This is a genomic window from Lactiplantibacillus paraplantarum, from assembly GCF_003641145.1.
Lineage (GTDB): Bacteria > Bacillota > Bacilli > Lactobacillales > Lactobacillaceae > Lactiplantibacillus > Lactiplantibacillus paraplantarum.
Map to the genome: position 1 here is coordinate 2561791 of NZ_CP032744.1, position 18560 is coordinate 2580350.

General features: G+C 43.0%; 17 protein-coding genes. 6 read left to right on the forward strand and 11 right to left on the reverse strand.

Going from position 1 to position 18560, the window contains the following annotated elements; translation table 11 throughout:
* Window positions 1–218: 218 nt before the first annotated feature.
* The 4 genes from LP667_RS12640 to LP667_RS12655 all read right to left on the reverse strand — a co-directional run bounded on the left by LP667_RS12640 (window position 219) and on the right by LP667_RS12655 (window position 3789).
* Entirely contained in the window at window positions 219–461 is a 243-nt protein-coding gene (locus LP667_RS12640; RefSeq protein ID WP_021731805.1) for a cytochrome b5 domain-containing protein, read from the reverse strand.
* 519 nt (window positions 462–980) lie between these two features.
* Window positions 981–1514 (reverse strand): PTS glucose transporter subunit IIA, encoded by a 534-nt coding sequence (locus LP667_RS12645; protein WP_021731804.1) that lies wholly within the window; start codon window positions 1512–1514, stop codon window positions 981–983.
* A gap of 448 nt (window positions 1515–1962) precedes the next feature.
* Entirely contained in the window at window positions 1963–3093 is a 1131-nt protein-coding gene (locus tag LP667_RS12650) for a GGDEF domain-containing protein (RefSeq protein ID WP_033609495.1), read from the reverse strand.
* Window positions 3094–3108: 15 nt separating this feature from the next.
* On the reverse strand, window positions 3109–3789 hold the full coding sequence (locus LP667_RS12655; protein ID WP_056988578.1) for an EAL domain-containing protein: 681 nt from the start codon (window positions 3787–3789) through the stop codon (window positions 3109–3111).
* A 223-nt stretch (window positions 3790–4012) separates the two neighbouring features.
* On the opposite strand from LP667_RS12655, the gene LP667_RS17105 reads away from it, so the two are divergent.
* Both LP667_RS17105 and LP667_RS17110 read left to right on the forward strand, forming a co-directional pair.
* Window positions 4013–4540, forward strand: coding sequence for a helix-turn-helix domain-containing protein (locus LP667_RS17105; protein WP_054519414.1), 528 nt, complete (start codon window positions 4013–4015; stop codon window positions 4538–4540).
* Complete coding sequence (locus tag LP667_RS17110) at window positions 4531–5421, forward strand: IS3 family transposase (protein WP_056988819.1); 891 nt, start codon at window positions 4531–4533, stop codon at window positions 5419–5421. The genes LP667_RS17105 and LP667_RS17110 overlap by 10 nt, the downstream gene beginning before the upstream one ends.
* A gap of 70 nt (window positions 5422–5491) precedes the next feature.
* Here the strand turns inward: LP667_RS17110 and nrdG are convergent, their stop codons facing one another.
* Both nrdG and nrdD read right to left on the reverse strand, forming a co-directional pair.
* A complete protein-coding gene (gene nrdG / locus LP667_RS12665; RefSeq protein WP_033609494.1) occupies window positions 5492–6073 on the reverse strand; it encodes an anaerobic ribonucleoside-triphosphate reductase activating protein in 582 nt (193 codons plus the stop codon).
* On the reverse strand, window positions 6006–8228 hold the full coding sequence (gene nrdD / locus LP667_RS12670) for an anaerobic ribonucleoside-triphosphate reductase (protein ID WP_033609493.1): 2223 nt from the start codon (window positions 8226–8228) through the stop codon (window positions 6006–6008). The genes nrdG and nrdD overlap by 68 nt, the downstream gene beginning before the upstream one ends.
* Before the next feature lie 448 nt (window positions 8229–8676).
* Here nrdD and LP667_RS12675 point away from each other — a divergent pair, with 448 nt between their 5' ends.
* The 3 genes from LP667_RS12675 to LP667_RS12685 all read left to right on the forward strand — a co-directional run bounded on the left by LP667_RS12675 (window position 8677) and on the right by LP667_RS12685 (window position 11021).
* Entirely contained in the window at window positions 8677–9153 is a 477-nt protein-coding gene (locus tag LP667_RS12675; RefSeq protein ID WP_021731799.1) for a hypothetical protein, read from the forward strand.
* Between the two features lie 366 nt (window positions 9154–9519).
* On the forward strand, window positions 9520–9930 hold the full coding sequence (locus LP667_RS12680; protein WP_021731798.1) for a peptide deformylase: 411 nt from the start codon (window positions 9520–9522) through the stop codon (window positions 9928–9930).
* Window positions 9931–10019: 89 nt separating this feature from the next.
* Window positions 10020–11021, forward strand: a complete 1002-nt coding sequence (locus tag LP667_RS12685; protein ID WP_021731797.1) for an FAD:protein FMN transferase — start codon at window positions 10020–10022, stop codon at window positions 11019–11021.
* A gap of 946 nt (window positions 11022–11967) precedes the next feature.
* Here LP667_RS12685 and LP667_RS12695 read toward each other — a convergent pair.
* The 4 genes from LP667_RS12695 to LP667_RS12710 form a co-directional block, all read right to left on the reverse strand.
* Entirely contained in the window at window positions 11968–12972 is a 1005-nt protein-coding gene (locus LP667_RS12695) for a tRNA dihydrouridine synthase (RefSeq protein WP_021731015.1), read from the reverse strand.
* 165 nt (window positions 12973–13137) lie between these two features.
* Window positions 13138–13332, reverse strand: coding sequence for a hypothetical protein (locus LP667_RS12700; RefSeq protein ID WP_021731016.1), 195 nt, complete (start codon window positions 13330–13332; stop codon window positions 13138–13140).
* A 310-nt stretch (window positions 13333–13642) separates the two neighbouring features.
* Window positions 13643–14845 carry an LPXTG cell wall anchor domain-containing protein gene (locus LP667_RS12705; protein ID WP_235806625.1) on the reverse strand — a complete coding sequence of 401 codons (1203 nt, stop codon included), beginning with the start codon at window positions 14843–14845 and terminating at the stop codon, window positions 13643–13645.
* Window positions 14846–14876: 31 nt separating this feature from the next.
* A protein-coding gene (locus LP667_RS12710) for an IS5 family transposase (protein WP_121018929.1) occupies window positions 14877–15676 on the reverse strand; the annotation gives its coding sequence in 2 pieces (ribosomal slippage) (window positions 14877–15406 and window positions 15406–15676; 801 coding nt in all).
* A gap of 531 nt (window positions 15677–16207) precedes the next feature.
* On the opposite strand from LP667_RS12710, the gene LP667_RS12715 reads away from it, so the two are divergent.
* A complete protein-coding gene (locus LP667_RS12715; protein WP_056988552.1) occupies window positions 16208–17095 on the forward strand; it encodes a LysR family transcriptional regulator in 888 nt (295 codons plus the stop codon).
* A gap of 71 nt (window positions 17096–17166) precedes the next feature.
* On the opposite strand, the gene LP667_RS12720 is transcribed toward LP667_RS12715, so the two are convergent.
* Complete coding sequence (locus tag LP667_RS12720; RefSeq protein ID WP_021731019.1) at window positions 17167–18546, reverse strand: SLC13 family permease; 1380 nt, start codon at window positions 18544–18546, stop codon at window positions 17167–17169.
* Between the last annotated feature and the right edge of the window lie 14 nt (window positions 18547–18560).

Here is an 18560-nt window from a genome sequence, read left to right on the forward strand (position 1 = left end):
GCAACTTAATACCATAATTTGCCCTAACACTATTGATACCATCAAAAAAACCGGCATCACTGAAATTCACTTTCAGTAATGCCAGCCCAGTATGCTCAACTCATCAACCACATCTACTTTTAAACAATTATGCGCTGACGATTAATTTTAAAGTAACTACTTAATAATTGCCTGACTTCTAACAAAAAACTGGCCTTATTTAACCAGCCCTCAATACTTTAATTAGCCACGTACTGGCCAACTATGTTCAGCCCCTTTAGAACTTTGCGTCCGTGTGGTGATTTAGTATCAATAACTGCGGTTAATTCTTGTCCAGCAAGATTACCATGATGCTTACCACCAGCCCATGCTGCAACCCCCGTTACATCATAAACGACACCATCAACCGCAACGTATGCGGGTTGACCATTTTGACCATTATATTTGGCTAATTCAGTTTGATTAAACGTCGTTGTATCCATTACGAATCACTCCTTCACAATTTACCGTCATAATAAACTGGACTGCCAAGTAAAAGCAAGTGATTCGTTCGTAAACCGAACAATTAGTCCGACCTTGCGACAATTAATCATTGCCGAAATAATTATACCCCCACAATTATTTCAGTAACATCGGCCTAACCTTTGACCGTCATAACTTTAATTTACCGGGTATTTTGCAATGACTACTAAATATGCGTTACTACCCAGTATAATTTTACCCGTAATAGCAGTTGTGCTTATAAGTCTGCCAAAACTTAGCCGCTGACCAATTACTGCTACTCTAAACTACTTATCTTAATACCTTACAACATCAGCGACGTCATACCTACCAGTATGACGACCTTGTGAACCAGCACTGATCTAAAATCAGTACTGCCCCTAACTGCGTTATTACAACGCACACCTCAGCCACTACTATCCAATAAATGGACTGCGTCGAAGCGTGACGCCTAGACACACCCCGTATCTAGAAACGTCGATTGCTTATTGTCAAAGAAATTAATCTAGTTGAGGAGGGCCAATCGCTGCCACCCGATGATTACCAGCCATACTTGTTGTAATCCCTGCAATAACCGTCCCCATTGGATCGACTTGATTACTGGCCGCCAATAGCTGTTCACGAAGCCGAATAATTGCATGTCTGATTGTCAATGTAACTGCTGCTTTTGATAGTTGCCGACGTTGCGCCAGTATCGACATGACTTCGACCAGCATCTGACCACCAACGACTTGGTCACCCGCTTTAACTTTAAACTTAAATGTAGGCGATTCCAAAACACTAGTTAGTTGCCCAATTCGTAACCAACCGACTAGCCCATTGGTCGCTCGAAATCCAATTAACCGTTGATTGGCCGCCACTGCTGTAATAACCCCAGCAAAGGGGGCGACGATTTGATCCGTTGCCGGTAAAATTTGCTTCTTAAAACCTAATAACCCGTATAAGTGAACCGTATTAGCAAGGGTTGTCACACTAATAATTTGACGTTTAACCGGTGCAACGACGGGAATTAATGAGCTAATTGTTACTGGCACACTTCTCACTTCCTTAATATTTGAATTACCAACTATCCGTATTTAAATAACCTTAACAAACGTAATGCACAAAACTTGTCTTTTATCCTATGTAAATCAATTAGTTTAAGTCGTTGATCGTTATTCTTACACCATAAACCATACCATAACTAAACTAGAATACCAGCATAATTAACGGTTTTAACCAAGGTTTACATTTGTTTGCGTTGATTTGTAAACTCAATTAACGAACGATGCTACTAATTAGCGGTATTATTGATTATTTAATGTATCAATAGTAAGTTATCAAATATTTTGGATTGGACATTCAGCTTGGTGGACAAAGCCAACTTACGCTTGAACCCCGGCGAGCACGGCTATAATTAGTTACAAAAATAAGCTATCAGAATTTAATCTGCTAGCTCATCTAGTTAATACTATTGTATCTTTTTCAATACTAAAGACTCAGTTATTCAACGGTTACACGCATGCGACCATGCCGTTTTGAAAAGTAGAGGTTTTGATCGACTCGATTGTAGAAATCAACCGGACTACCATCAGCTTGATGTAGCGTGGAAACACCAACGGAAATCGAAACACTAATTTCTTGATCTTCGTATTTAATAACAAGGTGGTTGACCGCTTCAAAGATCTGCCGAACAATTACTTGCGTACTAGCCAAATCATATCCAGGAAATAACACGTTAAATTCTTCCCCACCTGTCCGATAAAGCTTGACCTTCTCATCATTCGCTTCCAAAACAGTCTTGACCGTTGCAGAAACTTCCTGCAAGACTCGGTCGCCAGCTAGGTGCCCATACGTATCATTGACCTGCTTAAAGTGATCGATATCAAACATCATCATCGAAAGGTTGAGGTTATTCTTAGCACTGTCATCGAACAAATACTTAATATGTTCCGTATAAGCTGCAAAATTCTCCGTTTCAGTTAACGCATCATGGCTAGCAAACTGTGCCAGCCGCAACTTGATTTCACTATCCTGCGTCAGCATATTAACGTATGCATACAGTAGACCAGCGAAAATCATCAGGTAGCCGTACTCTTGTAAGGTATTATCCCAATCCAGTGAATATTTGATTTTGATTAATCCCCATAAAAGGCCACCATAAAAAGCTACCGCACCATAGTAGTATAGCCAGGGATGCTTATGCTTGGGTACCCACAGCCGCAAATAGTTCATACTCCAGAAAAAGAGGACGAAAACCACGGCATAACTCCATGACTCCCAAAAAAAGATGGAACGATCAAAAATCATGTACACTATGACCACTGGTAATAATGAATAATACGGCATTCGGATATTCAAGAAAAACGAGCAAAACACCACGGCAATCAAGTGAAAGTTGACAAACTCCCAACTATCCGATTGGCCAACGACCGACAGTTGCATGACAAATACGAAGACCAACATGTAAATCACACCATGCCAAGCATTGACCGTATCATCATCAATATTAATATGTCGAGCGTGAAACCAAGTCGTAATCCAATTAAAGAGGACCCAGTAGAGTGTCAACACTCCTAGTATGAAGAAAATGCTCGTTACGAACGGCGAGATTCGCCAATTAGACCATGTCATCGTAAGAATCCTTTCTTAGCAGCCGCCATTCACTAACTGACGGCCATCGTCGACTAACCGCGGCTTCCCATAATAATAGCCCTGATGCCATTCAACACCTTGCTTTTCTGCCATCTTTTGATCACCCTGGTCTTCGACACCTTCCAGAATAAACTCTAAATGGTAGGCGCGGGCAACGTCTCGCCAAAAAGCTAATTCCCGTGGGATGCAATCTGCTTGCCCACTCATCCGCAAGTTCTGCATCGCAAACTTGATTTGATCAACAAATGGTAGCGCGTGTTGAATGTTCTGAAACGTATTCGAACCCGTGCCGACATCATCAATACTCAATTTGATGTCATGCTGATGAAAAAAGAGACTATATTTTTGAATCTCAGCTAGTGATGGACTCTCCGTTAGCTCAATTGTTAGTGCAGCGGGATTCAAACGCTTCTTCAAGTAAATAATTGTGCCTAACATGAAGTCATCTTCAGCTTGTTGACGATTTAAATTAAGCGCTAAGACTTGATTAGTTGCCTTAGTCTGCAACTGACTAGCAAGTTGTTCTAAGAGCTCGGCCTGTTTGTCTAATGACAATTCAGTAAATGATTGAGGAACGGCCCAGCGACCATTCATCTCTTTACGTAGTAATAATTCATAACCAAAAACAGCTTTTTGGCTATGATCAACTTGGGGTTGAACAAAAAAACGATACATTCATAAAGCCTCGCTTTTAATGATTTCTTTATGTCAATATAAATTAACGACTCCTGTAAAGTATAACCGCTTTTAACTAAAATATCGAGACATAGTTACATACTTTAATCAAAAAAATTATTTTTCATTATATGTAAACGTTATATTAATCGCAACAAAAAAGACGTTGTGTTAAAGTGAACCCCTAAGGTTGGACACCAAATCTAACCTTGGGGGTTTTACTATGTCAAAATTTAATTTAGAACTTCGAATAAAGGTCGTTACTGAATACTTATCTGGTAAAGGTTCACCGTCTCTAGCTAAGAAGTATCGCATTAGCAATCATGCAATCATTCTGGGTTGGGTTCATCGATTTGAGCGGCGAGGTATTGAAGGTCTAAAAGACCGGTCAATGTCCCAAGAATATTCTAGTCAGTTCAAAGTCGATGTATTAAACTGGAGGAAACGAAATCAAGCTTCGCTTCCAGTGACTGCCTTACACTTTGACTTGTCGTCGCCAAGTACGATTTGGCAGTGGGAAAAACACTTCCAGGAATCTGGAATAGCGGGACTTGAGTGCAAACGAGGGAATCCTAAGACCATGGCCAAACACAAGCAGAACAACCCCAAACCTGAAAAACCACAGACTCCAGCCGCAGAATTGAAGCAGCTAAAACAAGAGAATCAAATGTTAAAAATAGAAAATGAATTCTTAAAAAAACTCGATGCCTTAGCACGAAAGAAGTCAAAACACACGAACTCATCGAACTAGTAGACGAGTTAAGGCAGAATTTTCAAGTTTCCATCAAACTAGTTCTTAAGGCTGTTCGTATTCCTCGCAGCACGTATTATTATGCTAAGGAGCATCGTGGTCGTAACTTAGATGATTCACAAATTATTCAGGCAATTGATGAGATTCGTCAACAAGATCCAAAATATACTCGGAAATACGGGTACCGACGAATAACCGGTGCTTTACATGACGCTTATGGCTTTAAAATCAATCATAAGCGGGTCTTACGGATTATGCGGGAACAAGACTGGCTATGTGGCGCCTTTAATCGGCAGAAACGAAAGTATAATTCTTACAAGGGAACTGTTGGCGTCATCGCCCCAAATCGACTTAAGCGACGATTCAAAACAGATCGGCCTTACCAGAAGTTAGTCACCGACGTCAGTGAATTTCGATATGGGAACCAAAGCCAAAATGAACGGGTTTATTTAGAACCAGTCCTCGACCTCTTCAATGGAGAGGTTCTGGCTTTCAATATCAGTGACCACCCGACCGTTGAATTCGCTTTAAAGCCTTTGAAAGAAGCCCTAAATCAAATACCGGTGTTAGATTATCGGACGACTGTCCATACTGACCAAGGGTTTCAGTATCAGCATCGCCACTGGCAAAACACGCTTAAAGAGCACCATGTATTTCAGAGTATGTCGCGTAAAGCCACTTGTCTCGACAACGCCGCCATGGAGTCGTTTTTTCACATTATGAAAGTCGAGGTTATGGATGAACATTTTGAGACCAAAACAGCGCTTATCGAAGCTATGAACGAATGGATAGACTTCTACAATCATCGGCGCATCAAAACAAAACTGGACGGCAAGTCCCCGATAAAATACCGGGAACTTACCGTCCAGAAAGCAGCTTAATAAAGTTGTCCAATTTTAAGGGTTCACTTTATGTTCACTACGTCACAACGTCTTTTTTTGAAATTCGATCTTATTTAACCAACTTATCCCAGATGATAACTTTTCCATTTACCAATGACTTAGGAACGTCAATAATCCGTTGATTAGAACTCCCCCGAAATTGTAAGGAAAGATCCATCTTATCTTGTAAAAACCGTCCGTCCACTAAAATATCAATTAACGATAACATTTTAAGTTTATCTTCAGAATCTTGCTGCAGCTCATCCCACGTGTAACCTGACCATGACCAAATATCTTTCGTGTGACCAAATTCTGCACGCACCCGTTCGCAGATTCGAATTCCTACCTGGGTATTCAGAAAGGGTTCACCGCCGAGCAACGTTAACCCTTGCACATATTCCTGACTGAGATCCGCAATAATCTGGTCTTCTAGCTCTTGCGAATAAGGCTGTCCATAATGAAAATTTTGAGCAGCCACATTGTAACAACCGGGACAATGAAACGGGCAGCCACTTAAGTACAGGCTACACCGGACCCCCTCACCATCAACAAAGTTAAATGCCTTATAATCAGCAACGTATTGTTCACTTAAGTCCTTTGCCAACCATTCTTTGGGCATCGGATTGTTTGGTTCTTTCGTAACGCGCGGCATTCTTAATCATCTCCGGAGACATATTTTTAGCACGGGACGCGATTTCCACGTGGCGGCCGTGAACCATTGGCCGCTGTTGTGGATTTCCTAAATAACCACACGTCCGTTTAACAACATCACAATATTTAGGGTCATGATTGCCACATTCAGGGCAGACAAAACCGCGAGCAGTCGCTTTGAACTCACCCTTAAAACCACACTTAAAGCACTGGTCAATCGACGTATTTGTTCCTAAATAACCGACATGATCATAAGCCCAATCCCAGACAGCCTCTAAAGCTTTCGGGTTCTGTGTCAGGTTAGGATATTCACAATAATGAATAAAACCACCCGATGCATATTGAGGGAACCGTTCTTCAAGCGTCAATTTATCAAATGGTGTCGGATGCTTACGAACATCGTAATGAAAACTATTCGTGTAGTATTCCTTGTCAGTAATATCTGCAATCCGGCCAAACTTAGCAATGTCATCACGACAGAACGTGTCAGTCAATGATTCGGCTGGCGTCGAATATAGGCTATAGTGATAGCCACTCTCAGCTGCCCACTGCGCACATTTGTCACGCAAAGCTTTCACCACAGTCTCAGCAAACGCCAAGGCGTGCTCGTCTTGTTCCCAATCAGGGCCGAAAAAGGTCGCACAGACTTCGTAAATACCTATATACCCTAGTGAAATGGTCGCCCGTTGATTTTTAAAGAGCTCATCCACGTTGCCCCCCGCCGGTAGTCGTTTACCAAAAGCACCGTACATGTACAACAATGGCGCATTTTCTGGCTTGGCTTCCTTGGTTCGTTCAATTCGGTAAGCTAACGCTTCATGGCAAGTAGTCATGCGTTCTTCAAAGATTTCCCAAAATAGTTGTTGATCGCCATGTGCCGCCAACGCAATCCGCGGTAAGTTGACCGTCACGACACCGAGGTTCATGCGACCAGAATTTACTTCAACCCCGTCTTCGTCACGCCACCCTTGTAGGAAGGATCGACAGCCCATTGGGGTTTTAAAACTCCCTGTTAGTTCCTTGATTTTGTCATACATCAAAAGATCGGGATACATCCGCTTCGTTGAACATTCAATTGCCAATTCCTTAATGTCATAATTGGAATCATCAGGACTCAAGTTCAAGCCCCGCTTCATCGTAAAAATCAACTTAGGAAAAATAGCAGTGCGATGCTCCTTACCCAGCCCTTTGATTCGGATTTGGAGAATGGCCTTTTGAATTTCGCGTTCAATCCAACTAGTCCCGAGACCGAAGTTGACCGTCGTAAAAGGCGTTTGGCCTTGTGATGAATACAAGGTATTAATCTCATATTCTAACGCTTGCATCGCATCATAAATATCTTTTTTGGTTTTAGCCTGCGCGTAAGCTTCGCGTTGATCTGCTGCCACCCACTTTTCAGCATCAGCCATATGTTTTTGATAATTGATTGCCGCGTAAGGCGCTAGTAATTGATCGACCCGATTGGCAGAACAGCCACCATACTGTAAAGAAGCCACATTGGCAATAATCTGTGCCATTTGTGCCGTGGCTGTTTGAATTGACCGTGGCGAAGCAACTTCCGCATTGCCAATCTTATAACCATTCTTGAACATACCGTCAAAGTCAATCAGACAACAGTTGGTCTCAGGAGTTACTGGCGAATAATCCAGGTCGTGCCAATGAATATCACCACGCAGGTGCGCCTTAGCAACGACATCTGGTAACATCTTTAACCCCATCGCCCGACTGGCAGCCCCAGCCTCTAAGTCCCGCTGTGTATTAAAAATGGTACTATCCTTATTTGCATTTTCATGCACTACGCTAGCATCGCGCTCAAATAACTTTTTAATTCGTCCTTGAACATTCGTTGCTGCTGCGAAACGTTGCTGTTCAGTATCAAAATAATCCTGATAAGCTTTAGCCGCTGTCGTTAGCCCCTGAGCATTCAAAATCTGCATCAACGTTGTCCGCAATTCCCGCGTATCAATACCAGTTGCCTGTTGATAATGCGCAACCAGCGCTTCCTTGACAACTCGTACTTCATCTTCAGTTGCCAATAACTGTTGTAAGACAAAGTCAATTTTATACGGATGAAACTTTGTTTGAGCGCCACCCCGCTTGGTAACAGTCAGTGACCGTAATTGGTCTAATATATCGTTAGTTGTCGTTGTCAGCATTTTAATTCCCCACTTTTCAAAGTCATTGATCGAATACAATTGATAGTACGTTCTGTTTGAATCAATACTATATATAGTAGCTCATTTTTCTCAAGTTGCCCATGGTCTAATTTAACTGACATGTTCAGTTGTGTACACCAAATCGCTTTGATCATCCGTTTAGAACGCCATGCGAATATTTTTAAATTATTTTTTATATCATTATATTAGTAAAATAAGAATATTTAATCAATCTCATTAACTACCTGATTAACATTGACATACCTTGCTTTCACAGTTTTTCATCGCGCTCAAACCGTATTTTAATTCGTTAAAAATTAAGCTGAACACAACCAAATTGTTGCAGACTAATTAACTTATGACTATTTAGTTTAACTCCTCCAACGTATTCGCTATAATAATATTAAGTCCTCATTGAGGGATGTGGGCATCGGAGGAGAGAATAATTATGCAAAAAATACGGGGAATGATTGGAGGACTGTTGCTGGTCGGGCTGCTAGCTGGTTGCCATTCTACAACCAGTGATACATCATCAACAACAGTTCAACCAACGCCGTCCAAAATTAGTGCTGTCCGATCAGTAACGACCCACGATTTTTTAGGCCGCTGGGTCAGCACTAATCCAGCAACAAGTTTATATTTGAATGCTAATCATCAAATTGCTTGGTTTCAAAAGGGCTCCGCATCGATTCATCGCCATGCAAATCTGGCCTTAAATGATACTAAAGCAACATTTACAATTGATCACGATGTTGTTAAGTTGACCCTGAACAACGCTAATAGTTTGACCCTGGACTATCAAGGAACCAGCATCACACTAATCAAGGACCCTAACTGGCAGCCCAATCACAGTACCATCCCCACAACAACTAATGAAGCATTAAAATCGGGGACCTTAACACCAACATTTAAATTATCCTATTAGTGGGAAAGCGAGCGAGACAAAGGTGATTTGTTTGCGAGCATTAACATAAATTCGCCGATTATTCCTGGATTTGAAATAATTGCCGGATTTGGCTTAAGCGAAGCAAGCCATCATTTGGCGCACGTCTCGACAATATTGATAGAAAAATTACGCTCAGTTTATTGAGAAACGTTTTCTCAATAAACTGAGCGTAATTAGTTTCGTTCCCAACTCTTTTTATCACTAACGGTCCAGCAAACAGCTTGCTTCTATGGATAACGCTCCCTATAATTAAATTAATAGAATACTAGCCTAAGGTGGTGTACTAGTTAATACGAACCATGACAAACTAGCACACCACCTATAACTATAATGGAGGAATATTAAATGATTCGACCTATTGTGCATGACCCTGCCGCCTTGAGTATCCCCGCCGACTTAGCGACGCCAGCAGATGCTCAAGTCGTAACTGATTTACTTGATACCCTTGCCGCTCACACCGATAATTGTGTTGGAATGGCCGCTAACATGATTGGCGTTAACAAACAAATTATTGTTGTCCAATTGGGACCCTTTGCCATTGCGATGATCAATCCGAAAATTATTGATCAACATGGTGCCTATGACACTAAAGAAGGTTGTCTATCCTTACCAGGTGAACGCCCAACTAGTCGGTATCATCAAATAACGGTAAAGTACAAGGATCAGCATTTCAAACCCCAGCAGCAACGATTCAATGACTTTACGGCTCAAATCATTCAACATGAATTAGATCATTGTGCGGGAAAATTAATTTAACTCAACCACTCATCTGATGACTATTATCGAGATGAATCTTGTTCAGTTTGCTGAACGAATTGATATTTATGAAAGATAGGACTGGTATCATGACAACTTTAGCTTATAACGGCGAATCGGCTATCCCGGCATTCGCCCAACAACGTCAGCACCAAGCACACCATGCACTTGGTACTGACATTGATTTAACCCTCTTTGGTAGTGACAGCGACCAGTATCTGCAGACGGCTTGCCAACTTATTGACCAGTACGAGGACCGCTTAACTGTCAATCGTACCGCCTCGGAAGTTATGGCAATCAACCACGCTGCTGGTCAACACCCAGTTCAAGTGAGTGCCGCCACCTATACGCTCGTTCATCAAGCTGTTGAGCTCAGTCGGCAGAACTTTGGCTTCAACGCACTCATTGGACCGCTAGTTAAGCTATGGCACATTGGCTTTGATAACGCTCATGTGCCTGAACAACCTGCCATTAACGACCGTTTAACCCTGATTGACCCCAATCAAGTCAGCTGCAACGATACCGACTTTAGTGTCTATCTCAAAGTTACAGGGATGGAGCTTGATCTCGGTGCGATAGCTAAGGGTTACATTGCTGATCGCATCCAAGACTATTGGGAAGCATTCGGACAACGGGCCGGTATGATCAATCTCGGCGGCAATCTACTAATGGTCGGTACTTCCCCCTTACACGCTGATGGTCAATGGCGCGTTGGCATCCAAGATCCCACTACTGATCGTGGCAACGCCATTGCCAGTGTCACCATTGGGCCTTGCTCGGCTGTTACTAGTGGCATTTACGAACGACACCTTGAATTTAATGGACAGTCCTATCACCATATTTTGGATTCTAAGACGGGATACCCACGACAGAACGATCTTGAAAGTGTCACTGTTTTTTCAAAGACTTCTATTGATGGTGAAATTGAAACCACCCGACTCTTCTTTGCGGGTCAACCAATTCCGGGCTGGGCGGCCAACCGTCCTGATATTTACGGTGCTATCTTTGTTACTAAACAACGTGAGATTCAGGTCGTTGGCCTTCCCACTGAACGGGTCACCTTACTTGATAAACGATTTACTTTAATTTAAATCTCAAAAAAATAAGCTAGTCACTTCAAGAAAGATCTTTCTTAAAGCGACTAGCTTATTTCAGCGGTACATACACTATGTGCTTGTTATTATTTTAGAATGAATCATGATTAACACATGCCAAACGGTTAAGATCAAAAGCAGCCAGCTTAGGCCCGCTGGAAACAGGTCGAGTTAGCGTAAACCTGCCTAATTAACTGCGTCCTATGCCGACCTCCAGGCATTTCTGCCAATTGCCGGAACGTGGTGGGCACAGATTTGAGCCGAAGCCCACGTCTCAAACACTGGCCTTCCACTAACCAAGCACAAGACGCTTGCTAAGTGGAATTTCACCACTGGGCATTGGCAGAAACGCCTTCCAGTCGGGACAGTGTTAGAATGGCTGACATGGATGTACCTAGATTTTGATGGACTGATCGTTATTTTTCTTAAACAGTAATTTTGTTATTTAACTGTCAGACTGATAACACTTTTGTGGTAGTTGACCCGTGTTTAAAAACAGTCAATATCGATTTGATGTTTAATTGAAGTTCCAGTATCAGAATATCCAACGACCATTTGTACCAAGTTATGTGGCCGTTCATCAGCCATTCGAGCGGCTTACCGACTGGGGGGGCTGGGTGACAATGCTCAGTAGCCAAATTATTCTTAGCTGGAAGCGAATTTCTTCCGGCTTAGAATAAGACTCGTATTTGAGATGACGTGGGTTGGGCGTTAGCTCAAATCGACGTCGGCTACGTTCCAGCAATTGGCACCCAGCCCCAGAGGTCGGCATAGGACGCACATGTGCTGACGAATAGTAATCCAACTAACGGGCACGTTTTAATCATGATTCATGCCAAATTAACTAGTACAATGCGTATACACGATATTAATCTTTGCCACTCTGCAAAAATGCTAAAACGTGCCCTGAGTTTACTTGTTTGTTCGTCAACAAGGATTCATTCTAATCCGTTGGTAACTCTGCCTCTAACCGGTCAATAATCGCTCGCACGTCGTCAGTCGTCTTAGTTTGCATTAATTCGTTACGCAATTCAGCTGCGTGTCGCATCCCACGAACGTAGATCTTGAAAAAGCGTTGTAGTGGCGCAAAGTGGCCCTGCAAGCCTAAGCCAATGAATTGATCATATAAATCAACCTGATAACGTAGCAACTCCAGCATGTCGCGAGTTGAATGATCCTGTGGGGTCGCCTCAAAAGCATAGGGATTTTGGAAAATACCGCGTCCAATCATGATACCATCAACACCAGGATGGGCTTGGGCCAACTTCACTCCAGCTTGGTAGTCCAAGATATCCCCATTAATTTGCAATAGTGTCGTTGGTGCTAACGTGTCACGCATCTGAACTAAATTATCAATTAATTCATAGTGAGCCGGCACTTTGCTCATTTCCTTCTTAGTCCGCACATGAACGGTCAGCACTGGCACCTGTTGTTGTAGCAAAAACGGAATCCAAGTCTCATATTCATGCACGTCATCAAAACCTAAGCGCGTCTTAACACTGACAGGAAGATCAGCTTGTCGAGCACCTTCAATCACTTCTTTGGCCCGATCAAAATGTCGAATTAAATCACTCCCACTGTGATTCTTGATGACGGCCATATCCGGACAGCCCATATTGAGATCAATCGCTTGATAACCTTGACGTTTTACCTCATACGCAGCTTTGGTAAAATCCTCACCACTATTACCCCAAAGTTGGACGATGGGGCGTGGCTTTTCAGTCTCATCAATGTATAATCGGCCTCGTGTCGTAAACTTAGCTTTCGGGTGGGTAATGCTCAACGCATTCGTAAATTCAGTATAAAAAACATCTGGTGCTGTGGCGCGCATCACAACGCGGCGAAAAACGGACCCCGTCACAGCTTCCATAGGCGCCAAACTGAAAAACGGTCGCTGTTCTGCCTGTGCTTTGGCCGCAATCCGTTGCCAATATGCCGACTGCGTCATAGTTAGTCATTCCCTTCTAAATAGATAATCACTTAACCATAATAGCGATGTTCCACGTTGAAGTGCAAGTATTTTGGTGGTCCACCTCAGGCTATTGGTAAAATATTAGCCAAAATAAAAGTCCGGCCGCGGCCGGACTGATTAAAATAGCTCAAATAATTAATTTTAATGAATTAAAAACAGTGCCCACATCAATAATCCGATTACGAGTACTAGGTTTAAAAATTCCATCCGCAAATCAGTCAATTTCAGTGAGCTGAATGAGATACCGGCAGTCGTATCCATGTATCGGAAGAAAATCCCACTTAAAACTAAACCAACCAATAATACAAATAGAACCATCATTCCCGTCATCATCATCACAAACTCAACTCCTTATTTGATAAAATTCTACGGCTTTTCAAAACCATGTTTATAGTAGTCCAGTGACCACTTTCAAGCAAGGATTTCCGGCCGAAAAGCCGGCGTTCTTAGCATTTTTTTATTAACTAAACGAGTCCGCTCATTACACTCAAAAAGTCCTTTCAGGAATCATTAAAATTCCGAAAGAACTTTTTAATTATGAACGATAAGTTACTTACTCAGTTTCGACGACCAAACTGAGTAGTCATGATTTCAGCCCACCATCATCGCTTATTTAACTCTAGTACCGTGCACACACACTTTAACGTTAATCAGTCGTCTGATGACGTTGCCGTTGCCTGCTTAATCCTAACAAACTAGTAGCCGTTAACAATATCAAGCCCATTACCGTCAGCGCATGGTTCGTCTGTTCACCAGTTTGTGGTAAGGTAGCTGGTTTGGCTGAAACGCGCGGCTGCGCTCGCTTAGTAGCCGGTTTGGCCACTACCGGGCTAACTGTCGTTCTTAAGGCCGGAATTGCTTGGCGTGACTTAGTAACCACTCGATATGGTGTTGATGTTGTAGTTGGCTTGACTGGTTTCATCGACTGGTTGCCCACTGCTCCTCGATGTGTCGCTTGGTTAGCGTCCGCAGACGTGTCAGTGGCACGATCAGCCACTGGTTGTTCACTCACTGGTTTTTCAGCCGCCGCTGTCAATGCCGCCAAAGTCTGGGCCCGCGCCGTCGCTAACTGCTCTTGGGCCTGAGCTAAATCCCGTTGGGCCGCCGCTAGCTTAGTCTTAGCAGCAGTAACCCGCTGAACCTTAGTCATATAACTGGCTTTAGCTTGATCAACAGCCGCTTGTGGCCGAATGATATCATAGTCAACTTGTGCAATTTGATAATCACGCGTCGAACCACTGACTTCCATCTTCGCATTAACTAACTCTTCCTTAGCCGCACTAACACGCGTATTGATTTTATCAAGAGTGGACTGCGCTGTTTGTAACGTTTGCTGGGCAGCTTTTAACTTAGTCTGCGTGGTTTGTAACGTCACCTTATTAGTGCCGCTATTATCCTTATCAAAGTTACTTTGGGCCGTCTGCACAGCGGTTGCTAACCGCGTCACTTCGGCTTGCGACTTAGTAACCGCAGTTTGTGCGGTGGTCTGTCCTGATAATTGTTCAGTCAATTCTTTTTGTGCCTGAACTTGGCGTACCATTGCGGCTTGTTTAAGGGCCCCCATGTGTGCCTGAATCTTTTGGTTCTTTGCTAAGATTTTATTGGTTGCATCTAAATTTGCTTGCGCTGCTGGCAACGCATCCGTTACTGTAGTTAATGCCGTACTAGCCGTTGTTAACGCTTGGGCTGCTAGTGTCACTCGGTTGTCTGCAGCCTTAACTACCGGACTGTTTTCAACCTGACTTGCAAGATTACCCACTGGCGCCACTTGCCTTACTTGCTTGGTTTGCGTCGTACCAACGGCGGCGTGCACCGCGATTGCTTGACCCAAGACTCCTCCAGTTAACATCGTAATCCCCATCATTACTCTAAGAATGTGTTTAGAATCTTTTCAAGAGTATTCGCAGGAAGGCTAAGCTAATCATCATCTTACTGGTGTTCAGCTTTCGCTCACAATTGCGCCAGAGGCGCCGATATTTTCCTAGCCAGCTAAAACTGCGTTCGATAACCCAGCGTTGCGGGGTCACTTGACCGTGCCTAAGGTCACTCTGTTTAGCAATAATGACTTCAGCGTTAATCATTGCCTGAACTGATTGAGCAAAGTTGTTACCAGTATAACCACCATCGGCCATTACTCGTTGAACCAGGTCAAACTGTGATTTGTTTAACGCCAGTAGCGCATTGGCGCCATCACGCTCAGAAACATTGGCGGTTGTCACATGGACTGCCATCGGCAGCCCATTGATATCTACAGCAAGATGGCGCTTAATCCCACTCACCTTTTTACCACCATCGTAGCCGCTACTTTCAGCAGGATCGGTATTCTTGACACTTTGAGCATCTAGAATGATGAACGATGTATAAACTGAACGCTTCTGAGCCAACCGATGTTGGCTGACAATTTTTTTAAAACCTTATCCAGAGGAGTGATACCAGTAGGAGATGGCGTTTTAGTCCAAAGTAACCAGTAATAATAGACGGTTTCCCATTTAGGAAAATCGCTGGGTAAATCACGCCAAACGCACCCATTTTTCAAGGTATAAAGCAGGGCACAAAAGATATCATATAAATCAACCTTTCTTGGCTTAGTCCGCTTACGTATGCCTTCTAGATCTGTCCGGATTAGTTCAAATTGTTCACGAGAGATGTCGCTACTATAATGGTGTGCAAAGCTTTTCATGGATTAAAAACTCCTGTTTTTGATTTAATTTAACTAAAATCAAATCGAATGTCAAAGTATCCAAACACGTTCTAAGCGCTTTTGACATGCTCAACCAATCCCCTTTTACAAAGTATTGTCCAGTCCATGACCAGCGTCCTGATCAAAAATAACAGCCACTGGAACCCTTTCATTTTGCCGGATTCGGTACCAAAAGCAAGTAAAATTAGCTATTCCACTTCTTCATAATTACCAACCATTCGCCAATTTCTAATTACAACACTAACATTATTATATCTTCCCAAAATTAGTCAGTGTCACGGTACTAGCTCCCATCTATGATCGAGTCACGACTCATAATCATTCGCACTAGCAACTGTTCATCGACACCACAATTTTATTAACGACCCATTCCCATTAAAAAATATAATTAATATTTTGATTACCGTAATTGCCCCATAATATTCATACTAATTTATACCATTGCTTAATTAGGCTGTCCTCCTAATCGGTGTTAAAATAGAATCTAACCTAAAGAAAAGTGTGACTGCCATGACCATTAATGACCTCCAAGCATTTGTGATGGTGTACGATTTACGCCACATTTCTAACGCTGCCGTCGAACTCCATTTATCACAATCAGAATTATCCAAACGAATGCGCGCCCTCGAGAATGAACTTAATATCAAATTACTAGATACACACAACAAACGTCGCTTACAAATCACACCAGCTGGTGAAACGTTTTATCATCACGCGCATAAAATGATTACTGATTACGAGACCATGATGCACGATTTAGCACCGAACCGACCAACCATGTTTGCCAACCTGATCATTGGTGCCATTCCAATTTCAGGTCAATATAATATCGCCAAAAAAATTGCTGCCTTTGACAATCAACATCCCGATACCGCAATCAAAATTATCGAAGATGAAGGCGATCAAATCGTTAAGCGCTTGCTGAACGGTGAACTGCAGGCGGCCATTATTCGTGACACCCAGACGACCCAACTGCAACCCACCGAATTTCAAAAACAACCACTACTCGCAGATGAACTAAAAATCATTCTGCCGCGTGATCACCCCTTAGCTGCCCAACCTGTCATTCGGATACAGGATTTGGCCAGTCAAAAAATCGCTACTTTACCGCCAGGCTCTGGTGTTTACGAGCCTATTAATGCGCTTTTTGCACGTCAAGGAATGACCCCACAATTTTTCTTTGAAAGCACGCATATCGAAACGCTTTTAGGTATTCTCAACCAAAATAACGTGACCTTTTTATTTAAACAGTCGGTCCTTCCATTCATGACGGAACACGTGGTGATGCGCTCGCTAGCCATCCCGTTCATCAGTCAACTGAACTTTGTTTATCCCCAGCGTGCGGGTAATCAATTACTGACCGACTTGATCGACTACTTAACCGTTCAGACTAACTAACAATCCTAAAAAAGCTCCTTTCCAACTGACCGATGGCCGTTTGAAAAGGAGTTTTTTTAACAATACTTTGCTTATGCCAACCCAACTAAATGGAACCAGAACATTTCAACTAACGCGACGACAAAGACAACCGCTGTCAGTGGAATTCCTAAGCGCATCACGTCTTTTTGTGTGTAACCACCACCAGTATCGGGGTCACTCCCAACTAAGACAGCTAGGTTATGGAACGGTAAAATATAATGTAAGTTCGTTACTGAGAAGACTAATAACGAGACGGCCAATGGTGAAATTCCCATGTGGGCTGTCGCTGCCACGAAGGCCGGAATCGTAATCCCCATTACCGCAATAACTGAACCCATGAACATGTGGATAATCATAGCAAAGACGGTAATCACAATCGCTAATAAGTAAATATTGGTTGGTAAATTGCTTGGAATCAAGGTCTTAGCAATCCAGTTATTCATACCAGTTACACCACCGACATTCCCAATCGCAATCGCCGAAGTCAAGAACACTAGCACGTTTACGGGCACGCCTTCCCACGACTTGGCTGTTAAGATACCACCCACGACTGGAAGACTCATCATCAGCGCAACGATTAACGTTAACCAACCAACATCTAAGCCAGTGATACCACTCGTTAACCAAAGTGCAATCGCAATGATCAACCAAATAATCGTCCGAACTTCCTTCCCCGTCATACCACCTAATTGCGCTTGTTGTTGCTTTAAAGCTTCAACGTCAATATGAACTTCTTGACTAGGTTTGAAGAGGAATAAGAAAAGAAACATCGTTAAGACGGCCGCAATAATCATTGGGACACCCATGTAAATGAAGTAAGAAACAAAGTTGACACTCTGACCAGAAGCTTGCACGGCCAACGGGTTCAGTGATGTATCACCAGTATAGAATACCCCGGATAGCGGACAAGACGCTGCAAACACTGCTAGCCCTAATTTAGCCAAATCGCGTTTCGGCATCTTCGCCGTTTCCGCGACCACCGTAATAACGGACATGATCATGAAAGCCCGTGGCCATGGATGAGGAATCAATAGCGCTAAGATAAAAGTCAGCGCAAAAATTGAAATCACAATCCCTTTCCAACTACGCACAAACTTAATAATGAATGCGTACGCGATTCGTTGACCCAGTCCAGATTCATTAACCGCACCGGCAATCAAGTACGCCCCAATCACAAGCCACATAATCGAACCGGTCCATGCCGACGAGAAGACCTGGGATGGCGTCGCCACATTCATAATAATAAGTAACATTAAGTAAATCCCACCAACGAACGCGGGTTGCGCAATTTGGGTGGCCCACCAGACGACCGTCATCAAACTAAGCGCCAAATCCATCTGACCCTTAGCCGATAAGCCGGCAATCGGTAGGAAGTAAATAATAGCACACACAGCGATTCCGCTGAAAAAGCCAATCGTTTTCTTGTTCACGAGGTAAATGCTCC

Bases quoted from the DNA above. Each gene is read 5' to 3' on its own strand.
- LP667_RS12640 (WP_021731805.1), bottom strand. From the start codon at position 461: ATGGATACAACGACGTTTAATCAAACTGAATTAGCCAAATATAATGGT.
- LP667_RS12650 (WP_033609495.1), bottom strand. From the start codon at position 3,093: ATGACATGGTCTAATTGGCGAATCTCGCCGTTCGTAACGAGCATTTTC.
- LP667_RS12655 (WP_056988578.1), bottom strand. From the start codon at position 3,789: ATGTATCGTTTTTTTGTTCAACCCCAAGTTGATCATAGCCAAAAAGCT.
- LP667_RS17105 (WP_054519414.1), top strand. From the start codon at position 4,013: ATGTCAAAATTTAATTTAGAACTTCGAATAAAGGTCGTTACTGAATAC.
- nrdG (WP_033609494.1), bottom strand. From the start codon at position 6,073: ATGCCGCGCGTTACGAAAGAACCAAACAATCCGATGCCCAAAGAATGG.
- nrdD (WP_033609493.1), bottom strand. From the start codon at position 8,228: ATGCTGACAACGACAACTAACGATATATTAGACCAATTACGGTCACTG.
- LP667_RS12675 (WP_021731799.1), top strand. From the start codon at position 8,677: ATGCAAAAAATACGGGGAATGATTGGAGGACTGTTGCTGGTCGGGCTG.
- LP667_RS12680 (WP_021731798.1), top strand. From the start codon at position 9,520: ATGATTCGACCTATTGTGCATGACCCTGCCGCCTTGAGTATCCCCGCC.
- LP667_RS12685 (WP_021731797.1), top strand. From the start codon at position 10,020: ATGACAACTTTAGCTTATAACGGCGAATCGGCTATCCCGGCATTCGCC.
- LP667_RS12695 (WP_021731015.1), bottom strand. From the start codon at position 12,972: ATGACGCAGTCGGCATATTGGCAACGGATTGCGGCCAAAGCACAGGCA.
- LP667_RS12700 (WP_021731016.1), bottom strand. From the start codon at position 13,332: ATGATGATGACGGGAATGATGGTTCTATTTGTATTATTGGTTGGTTTA.
- LP667_RS12705 (WP_235806625.1), bottom strand. From the start codon at position 14,845: ATGTTAACTGGAGGAGTCTTGGGTCAAGCAATCGCGGTGCACGCCGCC.
- LP667_RS12715 (WP_056988552.1), top strand. From the start codon at position 16,208: ATGACCATTAATGACCTCCAAGCATTTGTGATGGTGTACGATTTACGC.